General features: G+C 53.4%; 14 protein-coding genes. 4 read left to right on the forward strand and 10 right to left on the reverse strand.

The genetic code is table 11. The features are described 5' to 3' along the window. Window positions 1-131: 131 nt before the first annotated feature. From mzrA to OGY06_RS01815, 4 genes are all read right to left on the reverse strand, one after another. A complete protein-coding gene (mzrA, locus tag OGY06_RS01800) occupies window positions 132-500 on the reverse strand; it encodes an EnvZ/OmpR regulon moderator MzrA (protein ID WP_162623447.1) in 369 nt (122 codons plus the stop codon). 18 nt (window positions 501-518) lie between these two features. Beyond that, the gene (gene yqjA, locus OGY06_RS01805; protein ID WP_003828561.1) at window positions 519-1,181 is read right to left on the reverse strand and encodes a DedA family general envelope maintenance protein YqjA; all 663 of its coding nucleotides are present in this window, start codon (window positions 1,179-1,181) and stop codon (window positions 519-521) included. 348 nt (window positions 1,182-1,529) lie between these two features. Beyond that, window positions 1,530-2,306, reverse strand: coding sequence for a transcriptional regulator ExuR (exuR, locus tag OGY06_RS01810; protein ID WP_003828559.1), 777 nt, complete (start codon window positions 2,304-2,306; stop codon window positions 1,530-1,532). Between the two features lie 134 nt (window positions 2,307-2,440). Next, on the reverse strand, window positions 2,441-3,742 hold the full coding sequence (locus tag OGY06_RS01815) for an MFS transporter (RefSeq protein WP_003828557.1): 1,302 nt from the start codon (window positions 3,740-3,742) through the stop codon (window positions 2,441-2,443). A gap of 471 nt (window positions 3,743-4,213) precedes the next feature. Between OGY06_RS01815 and uxaC the strand changes: the two genes are divergently transcribed. The 3 genes from uxaC (at window position 4,214) to OGY06_RS01830 (ending at window position 7,822) form a co-directional block, all read left to right on the forward strand. After that, window positions 4,214-5,626, forward strand: coding sequence for a glucuronate isomerase (gene uxaC, locus OGY06_RS01820; protein WP_003828556.1), 1,413 nt, complete (start codon window positions 4,214-4,216; stop codon window positions 5,624-5,626). Window positions 5,627-5,641: 15 nt separating this feature from the next. Then, on the forward strand, window positions 5,642-7,129 hold the full coding sequence (locus OGY06_RS01825) for a UxaA family hydrolase (protein ID WP_003828555.1): 1,488 nt from the start codon (window positions 5,642-5,644) through the stop codon (window positions 7,127-7,129). A 138-nt stretch (window positions 7,130-7,267) separates the two neighbouring features. Next, a complete protein-coding gene (locus OGY06_RS01830) occupies window positions 7,268-7,822 on the forward strand; it encodes a YgjV family protein (protein ID WP_063941813.1) in 555 nt (184 codons plus the stop codon). A gap of 16 nt (window positions 7,823-7,838) precedes the next feature. Here OGY06_RS01830 and sstT read toward each other — a convergent pair whose 3' ends face one another. The 4 genes from sstT to OGY06_RS01850 all read right to left on the reverse strand — a co-directional run bounded on the left by sstT (window position 7,839) and on the right by OGY06_RS01850 (window position 12,137). Further along, complete coding sequence (sstT, locus tag OGY06_RS01835) at window positions 7,839-9,083, reverse strand: serine/threonine transporter SstT (RefSeq protein ID WP_286604516.1); 1,245 nt, start codon at window positions 9,081-9,083, stop codon at window positions 7,839-7,841. A gap of 242 nt (window positions 9,084-9,325) precedes the next feature. Continuing rightward, a complete protein-coding gene (locus OGY06_RS01840; RefSeq protein WP_003828551.1) occupies window positions 9,326-10,294 on the reverse strand; it encodes a TerC family protein in 969 nt (322 codons plus the stop codon). Between the two features lie 271 nt (window positions 10,295-10,565). Beyond that, window positions 10,566-11,564: a Gfo/Idh/MocA family protein gene (locus tag OGY06_RS01845; protein WP_126956998.1), complete on the reverse strand. Its 999-nt coding sequence runs from the start codon at window positions 11,562-11,564 to the stop codon at window positions 10,566-10,568. A 72-nt stretch (window positions 11,565-11,636) separates the two neighbouring features. Next, on the reverse strand, window positions 11,637-12,137 hold the full coding sequence (locus tag OGY06_RS01850; protein ID WP_003828546.1) for a M48 metallopeptidase family protein: 501 nt from the start codon (window positions 12,135-12,137) through the stop codon (window positions 11,637-11,639). Between the two features lie 82 nt (window positions 12,138-12,219). Between OGY06_RS01850 and rlmG the strand changes: the two genes are divergently transcribed. Then, window positions 12,220-13,356, forward strand: a complete 1,137-nt coding sequence (gene rlmG / locus OGY06_RS01855; protein WP_003828544.1) for a 23S rRNA (guanine(1835)-N(2))-methyltransferase RlmG — start codon at window positions 12,220-12,222, stop codon at window positions 13,354-13,356. A gap of 151 nt (window positions 13,357-13,507) precedes the next feature. Here rlmG and OGY06_RS01860 read toward each other — a convergent pair whose 3' ends face one another. Next, window positions 13,508-15,526, reverse strand: a complete 2,019-nt coding sequence (locus OGY06_RS01860) for an oxidoreductase (RefSeq protein ID WP_003828543.1) — start codon at window positions 15,524-15,526, stop codon at window positions 13,508-13,510. 229 nt (window positions 15,527-15,755) lie between these two features. After that, the gene (gene ygjK / locus OGY06_RS01865; RefSeq protein ID WP_191222113.1) at window positions 15,756-18,107 is read right to left on the reverse strand and encodes an alpha-glucosidase; all 2,352 of its coding nucleotides are present in this window, start codon (window positions 18,105-18,107) and stop codon (window positions 15,756-15,758) included. Window positions 18,108-18,112 lie beyond the last annotated feature (5 nt).

Consider the following 18,112-nt stretch of genomic DNA (forward strand, 5'->3'; position numbering starts at 1 on the left):
TGATTCGACCTCGTCGTTTAGGGTCGATGCTCCAGAATAATAAAACGTTGGGTCATAAACCCAGTTTATTAATCATAGGCGCTAAACGGTGAAATCACCAAAGTGAGTGATCTAATTCAGATTCCTGGAAATTAACCAAAACGGTGTGGGGTCTCACGTAAGCGGGATAACCACTGAACCGCCTGATTATTATCATCCTGCTGAGCGATAACGAAACCGTGCGGTAACGTTCGATCCAGTACGACCTTTGCCGCTGCGCTCTGTGCACTGGAATCAAAGGTAATCAGCAGGGCGTCATTTTGCGGAGTGATGCTTTTAAAACGAATGCCGTTGGCATCCAGGTGATGCCAGATAGAGAAGCCATCAGGCATGCTGGCTCCCTGGTTTACGGCACGAATGGCAAGCGTTGACTCCTGCTGGCGAATGACCGACCAGGTCAGGAGCAACGCGCCGATGAACAACATAAAAGTGGTGGACCAGGCAAGTCGTCGGAGCGTTATGCATGATTTCAGCATAATTTACCCTCGGTTCCCGTATTTCTTTTTCCAAAGAACAACCAGTGAACCTGCCAGACCAAACACCAGTAACACCACAGGAAGCAGCATCAGGCAAGACATCAGCTGATCTTCATATTTGAGAAACACCGGTGTTTTGCCCAGCAGATAGCCCAGCGATGTGAGAATAAGGACCCAAAGCAGTCCGCTCATCCAGTTGAAGAACTGAAAGCGCGCATTGTTCAGGCCGGACAATCCTGCGATGGTCGGCAGTAATGTTCTGACAAACGCGATAAAGCGGCCGACCAGCAGCGCAGACAAGCCATGCTTATGGAACAGATGATGCGCACGCTGATGATAATGTGCAGGAAGATGAGATAACCAGTTTTGCACGGTGCGGGTATTACCCAACCATCGACCTTGTATATAGCTGAGCCAGCAACCAAGGCTGGCTGCGGTGGTGAGCAGCAGTACCGTTTGCGGAAAACCCATTGCGCCTTTGGCAATAAGTACGCCGACCAGTACCAGCAAGCTGTCGCCAGGTAAAAAGGCTGCTGGCAGCAGTCCGTTTTCCAGAAACAAAATCGTAAAGAGTACAAAATAGAGCATGCCAATCATGGAAGGATTGGCCAGCGTTTCAAAATCCTGAGCCCATAAAGCATTTAGTAATTGAGTCAGTAGTTCCATTCAATATTCCTGGAGAATCGGTTGTCGTCATGCCGGTTTTCTGGATTTTGTAACACCACGATTTTATTAATATTTTTTACATGACTTGTGGTCTGTTACAAACTCACGGCCTGAACTATTCCCTGTAAAGTTGTGAAGTTAGCAAGCTCTTAAACACAAAAATTCAAACAGCATCTAATTGTAACAAAGGTCAACGTAGTCCGTTATAGAAATTACGGTTGTTGAACTGTGATTTTGCTTATCGCAATGGAGGGAGGCGAGAGGATTTACACAGGCTGACACTTTATACCTAACGCTTACCAAGTGTCAGAAACAGGCGCGTGGTCGCGCCTGCATTGATAAGATTGTTTATTTTGCGCTGTTAGCAGCTGTATCGAGGTGAACGACCGGATTTTCGGTAAATAGATAACGGTCCGCATTGAACTCAAAATCATCGCTGGTTTCGTTAAACAGCATCTGCTTCGTGTTCTCAAGATGCTGCCACATCGCCAGTTTGGCGGCATGAGGATCTTTGCGAATCAGCGCCCGAAGGATCTGGTCATGGTCATCACACCAGTTATCAACCGTGCGCAGGTCGATGTGGTCGTGCAATTTCTTCCAGTAGGGGTTGTGAATACGCTGAGTCCACATTTTTTCAACAATCGCGGCCAGAGCCGAGTTCTGCGTTGCCAGGGCGACCTGCACATGGAACTGGAGATCCCACTCGGAGTCACGAAAGCTTTTTTCGTTACGTGATTTCTCCTGAATCTCCATCAGCTTCATGATGTCCTGTTTGGTCACCTGGGTGGCGGCAAACTCGGCAATGTTACTCTCAATGAGCTGACGCGCCTGGAGCAGCTCGAAAGGACCGTAGCTGGCAAATTCCAGGTTTTCATCTGGCGCAACATAATGTCTGGGTTGGTTGGAAATGACGTGGATCCCCGATCCTTTGCGCACCTCAACGTAGCCCTCAACCTCAAGCATGATAATTGCTTCACGAACCACGGTACGGCTGACATTTTTTTCATCGGCGATAAAGCGCTCGGCGGGGAGTTTGTCACCCACCAGATAGACGCCCTGCTCAATGCGTTCTTTCAGATCAGCAGCAAGTTGTTGGTACAAACGTCGTGGTTCGGTGATTTCCATATGCGCTCCAGGCATGATACGGCAGACTATATTTGTTATACCACTTTTGCGATTACTGCTCCACTCGCGGCGATAAAAAAGCCGCCAGATAACTGGCGGCTTCGCATTATATACCCTTGATGAACAACAGCGGGTTAATTTTGCGGAGCGGGATCGCCTGTCTGTGAGCCCGAATCGACTTCGCTGGCCGATTTGTTTTGCAAGACCGTCCAGATAACGAGTGCGCCGAGCAGGTCGAATACCGCCAGTACGGCGAACAGCGGGCTAAAGCCGATAGTGTCAGCCAGTGCGCCAACAACCAGTGCAAACAGCGTACTTGCAAGCCAGGCGGACATACCGGTCAGGCCGTTTGCCGTTGCCACTTCATTACGACCAAATACGTCAGAAGAAAGCGTAATCAGCGCACCGGATAGCGCCTGGTGAGCAAAGCCGCCGACGCACAGCAGGGCGATAGCAATGTACGGGCTGGTGAACAGACCAATCATCCCTGGGCCAATCATCAGCAATGCGCCCATGGTAACGACCATTTTACGTGAAACGATCAGGTTAACGCCGAACCAGCGCTGGAACAGAGGCGGTAAGTAGCCCCCAACGATACAGCCCAGGTCAGCAAACAGCATCGGCATCCATGCAAACATCGCAATCTCTTTCAGGTTAAAGCCGTAGACTTTAAACATGAACAGCGGGATCCAGGCGTTGAAGGTACCCCAGGCCGGCTCAGCCAGGAAACGCGGCAGCGCGATGCCCCAGAACTGGCGGTTACGCAGGATCTGACCGAGCGACATTTTTTTCGAGGTCGCGTTTTTATGCTGTGATTCCTGACCATTCAGAATGTAATCACGTTCTTCATCAGACAGTTTTTTCTGGTCGCGCGGGTGTTTGTAGAACACAAGCCAGCACATCGCCCAGATGAAGCTCAACGCACCGGAAATAATGAATGCCATCTGCCAGCTGTGCATGACGATTGCCCAGACGACCAGCGGCGGAGCAATCATCGCACCGATTGAAGAGCCGACGTTAAAGTACCCCACGGCAATTGAACGTTCTTTTGCCGGGAACCACTCAGAACTGGCTTTCAGACCCGCAGGGATCATTGCGGCTTCAGCGGCACCTACTGCGCCACGCGCCAGTGCCAGTCCACCCCAACTGCCAGCCAGTGCGGTCGCGCCACAGAAGACGGCCCACAGAACGGCGAACATCGCGTAACCAACTTTTGTGCCGAGCACATCGAGCACGTAGCCGGCAACGGGTTGCATTACGGTGTAAGCAGCAGAATACGCTGCGATGATATAGGAATACTGTTGAGTGGAGATGTGTAACTCTTCCATCAGAGTTGGCGCAGCTGCCGCCACAGTGTTACGTGTCAGGTAACCCAGCACGGTGCCAAGCGTCACCAGTGCAATCATGTACCAACGTAACCCTTTAATTTTACGCATGTAAAACCTCATCGTTTTGTTATGTCCGCGAACGAGCGGTCATCTTCCAGTTCAGGGCGGAGGATGTTCTTTTACGAGGGGGGACCGAAAAAAAGCCGGTACTCCCCGAACTTTGCCATGTCAATAATTGTGCTAATTCGGTTTCCGTACCGGTCAATCCGATGGTTATACATCGGTAATTTGCATTCCGTCGGCTTATGTATCGCGACGGCCAAAAGATAACTTGTCATACAGCTTTAAAAGGTGAGTGCCATCACAAAAGTGTGAATCTTCGTGTGGTCATTATTTCGATTCAGCAAAGCCAGCACTGGCGCGGCTTGACGCGTGATTTACCTCTTTGAGAGTAATTTTTTTGTCACCATTTGTTGATCTAACTCACGAAAATATCTTCAGTGTATGGAAATTGGTGTGATAACTTTGTCAACATCAAAACATAAGCAATCTGACGCACTCGTTGAGAGGAAGACGATAATGACCCCGTTTATGACTGAAGATTTCCTGCTGGACACCGAATTTGCCCGCCGTCTGTACCATGATTACGCCAAAGACCAGCCGATCTTCGATTACCACTGCCATTTACCACCGCAACAAATCGCTGAAAACTACCGTTTTAGTAACCTGTATGACATCTGGCTGAAGGGTGATCACTACAAATGGCGTGCGATGCGTACCAATGGCGTCGCTGAGCGCTTGTGTACCGGCGATGCGTCCGATCGCGAGAAGTTTGACGCATGGGCCGCTACGGTTCCGCACACTATCGGTAACCCGCTGTACCACTGGACCCACCTCGAATTACGTCGCCCGTTTGGTATTACAGGTAAGCTGCTTTCTCCTGCGACTGCTGATGAAATCTGGAACCAATGCAACGAGCTGCTGGCGCAGGATAAATTCTCCGCGCGCGGCATCATGCAGCAGATGAATGTGAAAATGGTCGGCACTACCGATGACCCGATCGACTCTCTGGAGCATCATGCGGCCGTTGCTAAAGACGGTACCTTTGATGTGAAAGTGCTGCCGAGCTGGCGTCCGGATAAAGCCTTTAACATTGAGCTGGCGACCTTTAATGACTACATGGCGAAGCTCGGTGAAGTGTCTGACACGGATATCCGCCGCTTCAGCGATCTGCAAGCTGCACTGACCAAACGTCTGGATCACTTCGCGGCTCACGGCTGTAAGGTTTCTGACCACGCGCTGGACGTGGTGCTGTTTGCCGAATCTAACGAATCTGAACTGGATAGCATTCTGGCGCGTCGCCTGGCGGGTGAAACCCTGAGTGAGCATGAAGTTGCCCAGTTTAAAACCGCCGTGCTGGTGTTCCTTGGTGCGGAATATGCTCGTCGCGAATGGGTACAGCAGTACCACATCGGTGCGCTGCGTAATAACAACCTGCGTCAGTTCAAACTGTTGGGCGCGGATGTTGGCTTCGACTCCATCAATGACCGTCCGATGGCTGAAGAACTGTCCAAACTGCTGAGCAAGCAGAACGAACAGAACCTGCTGCCGAAAACCATTCTCTACTGCCTGAACCCGCGTGATAACGAAGTGCTGGGCACCATGATCGGCAACTTCCAGGGCGAAGGTATGCCGGGCAAGATGCAGTTCGGTTCCGGCTGGTGGTTCAACGATCAGAAAGACGGGATGGAACGTCAGATGACGCAGCTGGCCCAGCTCGGCCTGCTGAGCCGTTTCGTCGGCATGCTGACCGATAGCCGTAGCTTCTTGTCATACACGCGCCATGAATACTTCCGTCGCATTCTGTGCCAGATGATTGGCCGTTGGGTTGCTGCAGGTGAAGCACCGGCAGATATCCAGTTGCTGGGTGAAATGGTCAGAAATATTTGCTTTAACAATGCGCGTGATTACTTCGCCATTGAACTGAACTAAGGCCCGGGTGAAGGTATGCAATACATCAAGATCCATGCGCTGGATAACGTCGCGGTAGCGCTCGCTGATTTGGCTGAAGGAACCGAAGTCACCGTTGATGGGCAGGCGGTAATCCTGCGTCAGGCGGTCTCTCGTGGCCATAAATTCGCTTTACGTGATATTGCGAAAGGCGAAAACGTCATTAAATACGGTTTGCCAATTGGCCATACGCTGGTGGACGTTGCGGCGGGTGAGCATATTCATGCTCACAACACGCGCACCAATCTGAGCGACCTGGACACGTATAGCTACCACCCTGATTTTCAGGCGGAAGTTGCACAACCGGCGGATCGCGATGTGCAGATCTACCGTCGTGCCAACGGCGATGTTGGCGTGCGCAACGAACTGTGGATCCTACCGACGGTAGGCTGTGTTAACGCCATGGCGCGCCAGATGCAGAACCGTTTTCTGAAAGAGACTAACGACGCCGAAGGAATCGACGGCGTGCATCTCTTCAGCCACACCTACGGCTGTTCACAGCTCGGCGACGACCACATTAACACCCGCACCATGCTGCAAAACATGGTGCGTCACCCGAATGCGGGTGCGGTGCTGGTGGTTGGCCTTGGTTGTGAAAACAACCAGGTTGATGCCTTCCGCGAAACCTTAGGCGAGTACGATCCTGAGCGCGTTCACTTCATGGTCTGCCAACATCAGGAAGACGAAGTGGAAGCGGGGATTGAACATCTTCACCAGTTGTACAACGTGATGCGTAACGATAAGCGTGAACCGGGTAAGCTGGGCGAGCTGAAGTTTGGTCTGGAATGCGGCGGCTCTGACGGCCTGTCCGGTATTACCGCCAACCCGATGCTGGGGCGTTTTTCTGACTACGTGATTGCTAACGGCGGCACCACCGTACTGACCGAAGTACCGGAAATGTTCGGCGCCGAGCAGCTGCTGATGGACCACTGCCGCGATGAAGAAACGTTTGGCAAGCTGGTCACCATGGTCAATGACTTCAAGCAGTACTTCATTGCTCACGACCAGCCGATCTACGAGAACCCATCGCCGGGCAACAAAGCGGGCGGTATCACCACGCTGGAAGATAAATCTCTCGGCTGCACGCAAAAAGCAGGCTCCAGCCAGGTGGTGGACGTACTGCGCTACGGCGAACGCCTGAAGACGCATGGTCTGAACCTGCTGAGCGCACCGGGTAACGATGCGGTGGCGACCAGTGCCCTGGCGGGCGCGGGCTGTCATATGGTGCTGTTCAGTACCGGTCGCGGTACACCTTACGGTGGTTTTGTGCCGACGGTGAAAATTGCCACCAACAGCGAGCTGGCGGCGAAGAAAAAGCACTGGATCGATTTTGACGCTGGACAGTTGATCCATGGTAAAGCGATGCCTCAGTTGCTGGAAGAATTTGTCGATACCATCGTCGAGTTCGCCAACGGCAAGCAAACCTGCAACGAGCGGAATGATTTTAGAGAGTTAGCGATATTTAAAAGCGGCGTAACGTTGTAGTAAATACCTGATGGTACCTGCATGCAGGTCTGCGCAAACCGTAGGCCTGATAAGCGCAGCGCCATCAGGCACAAACCGTTGCCGGATGGTGGCGAACTCGCCTTATCCGGCCTACGAGATAGAATTGGGGTTGCTTGCATGACCGCGTATTGGCTGGCCCAGGGCGTAGGTGTCATCGCCTTTCTGATCGGTATTACCACCTTTTTCAATCGCGATGAGCGCCGGTTCCGGCTGCAACTCGCTGTCTATAGCGCCACCATCGGCGTGCATTTTTTCCTGATGGGTGCCTGGCCTGCGGGAATGAGCGCAGAACTCAACACCATCCGCACACTTGTCTCAATGCATACCCGCAAACTGTGGGTAATGACCGTTTTTATTGTCCTCACCCTGGTTCTCGGGCTGGCGAAATTACAGCATGCGATGGAGCTATTGCCAATAATTGGCACGCTGGCCAGCACCTGGGCGCTGTTTCGCTGCAAAGGGTTAACCGTGCGCTGCGTCATGTGGTGCGCAACCGCCTGTTGGGTTATCCATAATTTCTGGCTAGGGTCGATTGGTGGGACGATGATCGAAGGGAGTTTTCTGGTAATGAACGGCCTGAACATTATTCGTTTCCGGCGGATGCAGAAACGCGGAATTGATCCGTTCAAAATTGAAAAAAGCGCACAAGAAGAGAACCCCTCCGCCCGATGACGGAGGGGAACAGCGATTAGCCGCGCAGGGCGTTATTTGCCAGACGCTCGTCTTCTGCCTGGCAGGCTGCAGCGGTAAACAGGACGTCTGTAGAAGAGTTCAACGCCGTTTCACATGAGTCCTGCAATACGCCGATGATAAAGCCAACGGCAACAACCTGCATGGCGATGTCATTCGGGATACCGAACATGTTGCACGCCAGCGGGATCAGCAGCAGAGAACCGCCCGCCACGCCCGATGCACCACAGGCACACAGCGAAGCCACCACGCTGAGTAACAGCGCTGTCGGTAAATCGACCGGAATACCCAGCGTATTCACCGCCGCCAGCGTCAGTACGGTAATGGTGATCGCCGCGCCCGCCATATTGATGGTGGCTCCCAGCGGAATAGACACCGAATAGGTATCACGATCCAGATTCAGCTTCTCACACAGTGCCATGTTCACCGGAATATTTGCCGCCGAACTGCGGGTAAAGAAGGCATACACGCCACTTTCACGCAGACAGGCCAGCACCAGCGGGTACGGGTTACGGCGAATTTTCCAGAAGACCAGCAGCGGGTTGACCACAAATGCCACCAGCAGCATACAGCCTACCAGTACGGTCAGCAGTTGGGCGTAGCCCCAAAGCGTTACGAAACCGGTGGTTGCCAGCGTGGAGGAGACCAGACCAAAGATACCGATTGGCGCGAAACGAATCACCAGTTTCACCATAAAGGTGACGGCGTTGGACATATCATTGACCAGATTTTTGGTCGTTTCATTACCGTGGCGCAGTGCAAAGCCCAGACCAACGGCCCATACCAGAATACCGATATAGTTAGCGTTAAGCAGAGCATCAACTGGGTTAGAAACCATGCTCATCAGCAGGCTGCGCATCACTTCAACAATCCCGGACGGCGGTACGATATCCCCCGCGCTGCTGGAAAGATGCAGTGTTGATGGGAAAGCAAAGCTGAAGACAACGGCGGTTAATGCCGCTGAAAATGTTCCGAGCAGGTAGAGGAACAGAATAGGGCGGATATTGGTTTTTTGCCCGTGCTGGTGGTTGGCGATAGAAGCCATCACCAGCATCAGAACCAGAATTGGCGCGACGGCTTTTAATGCGCCGACGAACAGCGTACCCAGCAAACCAGCGGCTTCAGCCGCAGGTTTTGACACCAGTGCCAGTAAAATCCCCAGTACCAAACCGATCAAAATTTGTTTAACCAGGCTCCCTTGCGCCAAACGCGAGAGTAGCCCCGATGAACGTTGCGTAGTCATGTCGTGATCCTTTCATTGTGTTGTTGCCTTACCTTTGTGCGTTCTGTTGACGCATCTTTCTGGATGGGGCAAATGTTTGCTTGGCTGAGTATAAGGAAAGAACGGGGTTCTGGAAGCGAAATATCCTGGATTCCGCGTTGAGATCATATTTTATAACTTTAACTTAACATTATTTTGACATGATAAACAAAAAGCCCGACGCACGCAGTGTGCTGTCGGGCTTTTCAGCTAGCAGATGAAACTTACTGTATTTGCTGTTTTTTATCGTGCTGGTGGTTGACCCACGCGTTAACAATCAGCGTCACAAACAGAATGCCAAATACCACGCCTAACGAGATAGCGATCGGGATATGGTAGAAATCGACGATCAGCATCTTAATACCGATAAACACCAGAATGACCGACAAGCCGTACTTCAGCATGGAGAAACGCTCCGCCACGCCCGCCAGCAGGAAGTACATCGCACGCAGACCCAAAATAGCAAACAGGTTCGAGGTCAGCACGATGAACGGGTCGGTGGTCACGGCAAAGATAGCCGGAATACTGTCGACGGCAAAAATCACATCGCTCAGCTCAACCAGAATCAACACCAGCATCAGCGGCGTAACAAACAGCAGGCCGTTTTTACGCACAAAGAATTTTTCATCTTCGATGGTATCGGTCATGCGCAAATGACCGCGCAGCCAGCGTACTAACGGTCTGTCGCCAATACCGGAGGCATCTTCTTTCGCCAGCGCCATCTTCACGCCGGTAAACAGCAGGAACGCGCCGAACACGTACAACAGCCACTCAAACTGGGTGATAAGCCAGCTGCCCGCGAAGATCATGATCGTACGCAGCACAATCGCACCCAGCACGCCATACACCAGTACCCGACGCTGCAACGCAGGCGGCACGGAGAAGTAGCTGAAGAGCATCAACCAGACAAAGACGTTATCTACTGCCAGTGATTTTTCGATCAAATAGCCGGTAAGGAACGCCAGCGCCTGTGGGTCGGCAACGGCGCGCCCCTGGGTTTCTGCCAGGTACCACCAGAAGGCGGCGTTAAACAGTAACGACAGCGTTACCCAGACGATTGACCAGGCCGCAGCCTGCTTCATTGACATCGTATGTGCGCCACGACGACCCTGCAACAGCAGGTCGATGGCCAGCATAATTACCACTACGACAGCGAAGCCACCCCATAACAACGGTGTGCCGACAGTATTCATTGTATTTCCCCATGCATAAAAAAAACGGCCAACGCCGAATGGCATTAGCCGCTGCTTTTTATGCATAGACCTTGCCATTCGGCAAGGTCTCACTTACAACAACAAAGGAATACGGTGGCGTATTCCTTTGTTATCGCCCGGCGACCGGATGTGGTTTTTCACACATCGTAATGACGATCAACCGACAACGAAGTTACTCCCCTTTGCGGGTTACAAAATATTACAGGCCATGCATTCAGTCAATGGCCTGCAACATTCGTTTTACACACCTTTACGCAGTCAGCGATGTTTCCGCTTCGTCTGCCGGGAAAAACACGCCGGTCTGGCGGCGAATCTCCGTTTGCAGTTTGGCGGTGATACGGCTGACGGCCAGTGCCGGGTGATCCACTTCGCCGGATTCAACCAAATGGGCAAAAGCCTCTGCCTCATACAGCATAGTATTGATGTGCTGAGGCGTCGTCAGATCCTGCGTTTTCCCCCCACGTGGAACGAAGCACACTTTCTGACACTCGGAGATATGCTCGATGACCAGCGATCCCGATTCGCCCTGAATTTCACTGGCTAATACCGAGTCGCTTACTTTTGAGTGCTGGAGCGTAACGCTGAAATCACCGTAATTCAGCACCACCACGCCGTGGGCATCTACGCCGCTTTCTAGCAGGCTGGCGCTGGCCTGAACGCTCTGCGGTTCGCCCCACAGCGCAACCGCTGAGGCCAGGCAGTAAAAACCGATATCCATAATCGAGCCATTGGAGAACGCCGGATTAAACGTGTTCGGGTTTTCACCGTCCAGATAGCGCTGATAGCGCGAGGAGTACTGGCAGTAATTGATAAACGCTTTCCTGATTTTTCCAACTTTTGGGAGCGATTGCTGTAACAGCAGGAAGTTAGGCAGGTAGGCGGTTTTAAACGCTTCAAATAGCACGACCTGATTTTGACGCGCGCAGGTGATAGCGGCTTCAGCTTGCGCCAGGTTGGAGGCCAGCGGCTTTTCGCAAATAACATGCTTTTTGTGCCGCAAAAACAGCTCAGTCTGCGGGAAATGCAAAGAGTTTGGACTGGCGATGTAGACGGCGTCGATCGCCTCGCTTTGCGCCATCGCTTCCAGCGAGGTAAACAGATGTTCGACTGGGTAATCGTTGGCGAAGGTCTGCGCCTGCTCAAGGCTACGAGAATAGACTGCGGTTAACTTATATTTGCCGGTTTCATGGGCGGCATCGACAAACTGGCGGGTGATCCAGTTTGTGCCAATTACTGCGAAACGTATCATAAAGGCCTTCAGGCTGCGAAAAGGGATTCTTTCGTCAATTTAGCATGCCCTGAAGACAAAGCCAGTGCGCGACTACGCAGTTTGCTTTAACGATTGTTGCGTTAACCACAGGCGGGTATCGAACTCCAGTTGGTGATACTGAGGCTCCATATGACAGCACAGCTGGTAAAACGCTTTGTCGTGCTCTTTTTCCTTCAGATGCGCCAGTTCATGAACGACGATCATGCGTAAAAAGGGTTCTGGGGCGCTGCGAAACACGGTGGCGACGCGGATCTCCGCTTTGGCTTTGAGCTTACCGCCCTGCACGCGAGAGACGGCGGTATGCAGCCCCAACGCATTATTCAGAACGTGGATCTTGCTGTCATACATGACTTTATTTAGCGGCGGGGCGTTACGCAGAAACTGATTTTTCAGATCCTGGGTATATTGCCAGAGCGCTTTGTCGGTCGCGAAGTCATGCGTACCCGGATAGCGCTTCTCCAGCACAGCGCCCAGGCGCTGCTCAGCAATCAGCGTTCTCACTTGAGAAAGCAAATGTTCCGGGTAGCCCTGGAGGTAAGTTAGTTGGTTCATTCATGTCCACGCAAATCATAAAAGTGTATACTCACGCACCCTTTTCAGGGATACGCCGAAATTTTACCATTCAGGAGGGCCGATGAGCCACATAGACAACGGTTTCCGTTCGCTGTCACTTAAACGTTTCCCGGAAACGGATGACGTTAACCCGCTGCTGGCGTGGGAAGCTGCAGATGAATATCTGCTGCAACAGCTGGACGATACCGAGATTAGCGGCCCGGTGCTGATCCTGAATGATACCTTCGGCGCGCTGGGCTGTGCGCTGGCGGAACATACGCCGTACAGCATCGGCGATTCCTATCTCAGCGAGCTTGCCACACGCGAGAACCTGCGTCATAACGATATTGCCGAGTCGAGCGTCAAGTTCCTCGACAGTACCGCTGACTATCCGCAGGCGCCGGGCGTGGTGCTGATTAAGCTGCCAAAAACCATGGCGCTGCTGGAGCAGCAACTGCGTGCGCTGCGCGAAGTGGTAACGCCAGAAACGCGCATCATCGCCGGGGCAAAAGCGCGTGATGTACATACCTCGACGCTGGAACTGTTTGAAAAAGTGCTGGGTCCAACCACCACGACGCTGGCGTGGAAAAAAGCGCGTTTGATCAACTGTACGTTCAGCAAACCTGAGCTGGCCGCTGCCTCACAAACGCTAAGCTGGAAGCTGGAAGGTACCGACTGGACTATCCATAACCACGCCAACGTCTTCTCCCGTACCGGACTGGATATCGGCGCGCGCTTTTTTATCGAGCATCTGCCGGAAAACCTCGAAGGGGAGATTGTTGATCTCGGCTGCGGTAACGGTGTTATCGGTATGACGCTGCTGGCGAAGAACCCGGAAGCCAGCGTGGTATTTGTTGATGAATCGCCGATGGCGGTGGCTTCAAGCCGTTTGAACGTGGAAAGCAACATGCCTGAAGCGCTGGATCGCTGCGAGTTTATGATTAACAACGCGCTGTCTGGCGTCGAACCTTTCCGCTTTAACGCCGTGCTGTGCAACCCACCGTTCCATCAGAAGCATGCGCTGACGGATAACATTGCCTGGGAAATGTTCCACCACGCCCGCCGCTGCCTGAAAATCAACGGCGAGCTGTACATTGTGGCTAACCGTCACCTCGACTACTTCCACAAGCTGAAGAAGATTTTCGGCAACTGCGAAACCATCGCCACCAATAATAAATTCGTGGTGCTGAAGGCGGTTAAAACCGGTCGTCGTCGGTAATAGCGGGTGCCGGATGCGGCTAACGACTTATCCGGCCTACAGTAAAAATCTGCCTGATTCTGTAGGCCTGATAAGCAGAGCGCCATCAGGCAAATCGGTGCAGAGTGCCGGATGCGGCTAACACTTTATCCGGCCTACGAAAGACATGACGTTAAATTTCCAGCGCCAGCCTGGTGCCCTGCGCAATAGCGCGTCGGGCATCCAGTTCCATCGCCACATCGCAGCCGCCGATCAGATGCACTGTTTTACCTGCCGCGTGCAGCGGATCGACCAGCTCACGGCGCGGCTCTTGTCCGGCACAAATCACCACGTTATCCACGTTAAAGATCACCTGTTCACCGTTCAACACAACGTGTAACCCATCATCATCAATCTTCTGATAGCTGACTGCCGGGATCATTTTCACGCCGCGTGAGAGCAGGGTGGCGCGATGGATCCAGCCCGTCGTTTTACCTAAACCTTGTCCCGGTTTGCTGGCTTTTCGCTGCAGCATCACTATCTGGCGCGGGCTGCGGGATAAGTGTGGGCCTTCCGGGCGTAAGCCGCCGGGCTGTTGCAGGCTGGTGTCGATCCCCCATTCTACGCAGAACTCCGCAATGTTCTGGCTGGTGGGTTCGCCGGGCTGACTCAGATACATTGCGGTATCAAAACCGATCCCGCCGCAGCCCACGATCGCCACGCGTTTACCCACTGGCGTTTTATCGCGCAGAACGTCGAGATAGCTCAGTACTTTTGGATGATCGATCCCCTCGATCGGTGGCATACGAGGCTCGATCCCACTGGCGAGGATCACTTCGTCGAAGGTGTGCAGATCGTGTGCGCTGACAAAGTGATTCAGCTTCAGGGTCACGCCAGTCACGTCGATCATCCGACGGTAGTAGCGCAGGGTTTCATAGAATTCTTCTTTGCCGGGGATCTGTTTGGCGATATTAAACTGCCCGCCAATCTCGCCATGTGCGTCAAACAGCGTCACGTGATGCCCGCGCGCTGCGGCATTAATGGCGAAGGCGAGGCCCGCAGGACCCGCACCGACAACCGCCAGGTTCTTTTGCACAGCTGCCGCAACAATCGGCATTTTGGTTTCATGGCAGGCGCGCGGATTGACCAGGCAAGAGGTGACTTTGCCGACGAAGATCTGATCCAGACAGGCCTGGTTACAGCCGATACAGGTGTTGATCTCATCCGTTCGTCCGGTTTGCGCTTTTGACAGCAGTTCGGCATCAGCGAGGAACGGACGGGCCATCGACACCATATCGGCATCGCCACGGGCCAGAATGTCGTCGGCAACCTGAGGATCGTTAATGCGGTTGGTGGTGACCAGTGGGATTGTCACATGCCCTTTCAGCTTACGCGTCACCCAACTAAACGCACCGCGGGGTACCGGGGTAGCGATAGTGGGAATACGCGCCTCATGCCAGCCAATACCGGTGTTAATAATGGTGGCTCCCGCGGCTTCTATAGCCTGCGCCAGCTGGACGGTTTCGTCGAAGGTTCCACCGTTTTCCACCAGATCGAGCATCGACAGGCGGAAGATAATAATAAAGTCATTCCCGGCACGCTGGCGTACCGCTCGCACCACCTCAACGGCAAAACGCATGCGGTTGGCATACTCACCGCCCCATTGGTCATCGCGCTGGTTGGTACGCAGCGTCAGGAATTCGTTGATGAGATACCCTTCCGACCCCATCACTTCCACGCCATCGTAGCCCGCTTCCCGCGCCAGCTGTGCGCAGTGGGCAAAATCTTCAATCAACTGCAGCACTTCATCGTGCGTTAATTCATGTGGCGTAAAGCGGTTAATGGGTGCCTGAATAGCAGAAGGCGCCACCAGATGCGGCTGGTAGCTGTAACGCCCGGTGTGCAGGATTTGCAGGGCGATTTTGCCGCCTTCATCATGCACAGCATCGGTAATGACGCGATGGTGAGCAAGCTGGCTGGTGTCGTTCAGCATCGCACCGCCTTCCATTCCCACGCCGGAAAGCGCAGGCGCAATACCTCCGCTCACAATTAACGCTACGCCGTGACGGGCGCGCTCGGCGTAGAACGCGGCCAGCCGTTCTGCACCATCGGGATATTCCTCCAGTCCGGTATGCATTGAACCCATCAGCACGCGGTTTTTAAGCGTGGTGAAGCCTAAATCGAGCGGAGCGAACAGCGACGGATAGCTCATAAAGGTGTCCAGTATGTAAAATTATTGTTATGTGGTCGGATGAGTTAATAATTTAGCCGTCGCCGCGTAAAAGGGAAAAGAGGAATGCCGTGATTGTGATGGGATTCAAAAAAGGAGTGGAGCCAGAGGACGAATATGCCGGATGGCAGTGCAAGCACCTAATCCGGCCGGTGAAAATGTGTCTTTGTAGGCCGGATAAGCGAAGCGCCATCCGGCGTTATGTCACAGATTACTGTTTTTTAAGAAAATCGTTATACAGCATATAGAGATGCGCCGCGCTCCAGGAGAAATTCGGTGCGCCCTGCTGTGCGCCAGTCAGCGGGTTATAGTTTTCCTGAATCGGACCGTCGGCGGTGAGGCCTTTGGCGTGGCTGAAGAAGGTATCCGCCAGTTTTAACGCGTCATCGCGATAGCCGTAACGCTCCATCCCTTTTAGCCCGAACCAGAACTGATCCACCCAGACGCGCCCGCGCCAGTAGATATCCGCGCCGAAAGCCGGGTTGGTCAGCGCCGCCGTGCCAAGCGGGACAAAGGTGTTGAACTCTTTGGGGTCGAGCATCACCTTAACCACCGCGTCCGCATGGGGCTGCGTTGCTGCACCGTTAAACAGCGGCGACCAGCCTTCCGGCCCTTTGCCACGTTCGACGATCGGTTTACCCGCGCAGCCGTTTGCCAGCGGTTGCTCCTCAATACGAACGTCGTAAAAGAATTTTGTTTCCGGGTCGAACATGCAGGTGTTGATGTAATCTGCGAGGTTTTGCGCCAGTTGGCGATAGCGCTGCGCCTCTTCGTGTTTGCCGAGCAGGGTCGCCATCTGCGCCAGATAATGGTTGTCGCTGTACATGTAGCTGGCCTGATCGACTGACTCCTGCAACAGCGAGTAACCCAGCAAATTACCGTCTTTACTGCGATTTTCGGCAAATTTCACCACCCAGTCGCTGCGTTTTCCACCGCCCGCGACGTATTTATCCAGTTGATCTTTATCGATAAAACCGAATGCAGCCGCATCGTCACGACCGGACTCCCACGAGGCGGCAACCTGCGCTGGGATCTCCAGGCTGTCATACTGGCCCTTATCGATCACGGTGGCGTAGTTGTTAAGCCCGGAGAGCGTTTCTTCCTTGTCGCCTTTTTTCACCGTAAACAACATTTCGCCGCGGTCGGTATTGTGGGCTTTATCGCGGGTAGCGCCGTATTCCGGCACGCCGTTGCCGTTATGATCGCGGTTACGCAGCCACCAGTCGTGATACGCAACCAGCTTTGGATACATCTCTTCGAGCCAGGCCTTGTCTTTGGTGACGTAGTAGACCTCCATCACCGACCAGGCCGCCAGGCTGGGTTTGGTGTTGCGCTCGTTCCAGTTACCGCCGTCGCCGCCGCGTTCTGGGCTGAGATTCCAGGCAATCAGGTCGGGGATGAATCCGGCATCCTGCGGGCGAACCGGATCACCGGGTTTAACCTGCCATGAAAAGACGGCGCGAATATTCTCTTTGGCAATCTCCGGGTTAAAGTGCGCCATAGCGAAGGCCTGCTTCCAGGTGTCCCACGGCCAGGTTTGGTTGCCGGAGAACCAGCGGCCGGTGACCGATGGCGTCACGGTATTGTGTTTTACCGCACCGCCTGGCGAGCGCCAGTTGCCGTTTAGCGTTTCAATAGCTTTTACCGCGACCCGGGTTTGTTCCGTTGTGGCATCCGGATTGGTTAAGCCTTTTTGCAGATAATCCACCCAGCGCTTTTGTGATGCAGCAAGATACCAGGCCGGGCGCGCCAGAATATCGCGGATCTGCGGCTGCTCTTTCGCCACATCCTCGGCGGTAAGCAGATGAGAATAGGTGGTGTAAATGGTTGTCGAACCGCTGATATGGGCCTTCCCCGTAAAGTGATGACCGTTAACCGTGGTTTTCATAGCGACAGATTTATGCACCTGATACTCCGACTCACCGGAGGTGAGCAGATCCCAGGTTGAGCGCACTTTGCCGAAGGTGACTTTCAGACCGTCGTGCGTGGCGGTGATTTTGCGCTGATAGCCAGGGAATTCGCTATCAATGGTTTTATCCGACAGCGCTTTTCCCTCTTTGGCTTCCAGTTTCTCCAGCAGCTCGCCGTCCCACACCAGATCCAGCGGCGTGTTGCTGGTGATTTTGGTTTCCAGCAGCGAGGTGCGCGGGCTGGCAAAACGCAGCGTCATCTCTATTTGCACATGCTTAGATGACAGCTTTTGCACCAGCGCGCCGGGAATGCCGTAGGCCTCAAGCGCGAAATCGACCTTTTTACCGTGCTGGTACACCGTCAGACGGTCAAAATTATTGGCCATAAAATTGATGTATTCTTCGGTCAGCAACGCCACGCCTGGAAAGCCGCCCATCGTTGCAGGGCCGTCCGGGAGCAAATGACCGTGCCAGGCGCCAAGATCGAAAAATGGATTAAAGCGTTGGTGGTCGTCGTGATCGTAGTCATGCATGTAGCCCGGCGCACCGGTGCGATTAATGATGTTTTTAAAGTCGTTAGCACTGGCGGCATGTGCGGAGAAGTTCATCAGCAGGATACAGGCCAGCGGCGTAAGAATAGGTTTCATGTTCATGGTAT

Origin of the sequence: Citrobacter sp. Cpo147 (genome assembly GCF_030332405.1) — a bacterium.
Lineage (GTDB): Bacteria > Pseudomonadota > Gammaproteobacteria > Enterobacterales > Enterobacteriaceae > Citrobacter > Citrobacter portucalensis.